1 pseudogene is annotated in these 629 nt (G+C 40.2%); it reads right to left on the reverse strand.

Annotated elements, in window-relative coordinates:
* Positions 1-117: 117 nt before the first annotated feature.
* A pseudogene (gene istA, locus M3196_RS21740) lies at positions 118-629 on the reverse strand (IS21 family transposase); the annotation flags it as partial.

Below are 629 nucleotides of genomic sequence, written 5' to 3' on the forward strand. Positions count from 1 at the left end.
TTTCAATATCAAAGGACAATCATTTAGACTTCGTGAAAAGCAAAAAGCCGGCATACAACCGGCAGTTAATTAGTAATAGGGAATTTTGGACCGTTGAAAATAGGGAAAATTAAACCGCTGTTGACACCATCGCTCTTGTGGTGAAATCCCTGTTGTATCATTCTTTTTACGATTGCCAATCCGGTCTAGCCAACGTTCTACCTGACAATTTAAATCTTCAATCGAATCAAAAGTGGTTCCGACATAAAAATTGTTCGTTATATACTGAATGGCCCTTTCCACTTTTCCTTTCGTTTTAGCCCGATAGGGCCTACAAGCTTTTGGAATAAAATCGTAGTAAGCTGCGAACTCGGCAAACCTAGCATTCCATTTCACAAGCCCTTGGTCTCGTCCATCTGTTACTGTGCGCATATTATCAAACAGCACCTTCTGAGGAACACCACCGAAATATTTAAAGCTATTCATTAAACACTGTAGGACATGTTTTTGATCTTGTGATATCGTAAACTCCGCATATTTCATTCTGGAATAGCCTAGTGTTGCGACAAACATGGACAGCTTAATTCGTTCACCACCGAGAATGATTTCCCCAATCTCTTTCCAGTCCACTTGCATTTGTTCACCTGGTA

This window comes from Fictibacillus nanhaiensis (assembly GCF_023715445.1).
Lineage (GTDB): Bacteria > Bacillota > Bacilli > Bacillales > Fictibacillaceae > Fictibacillus > Fictibacillus nanhaiensis_D.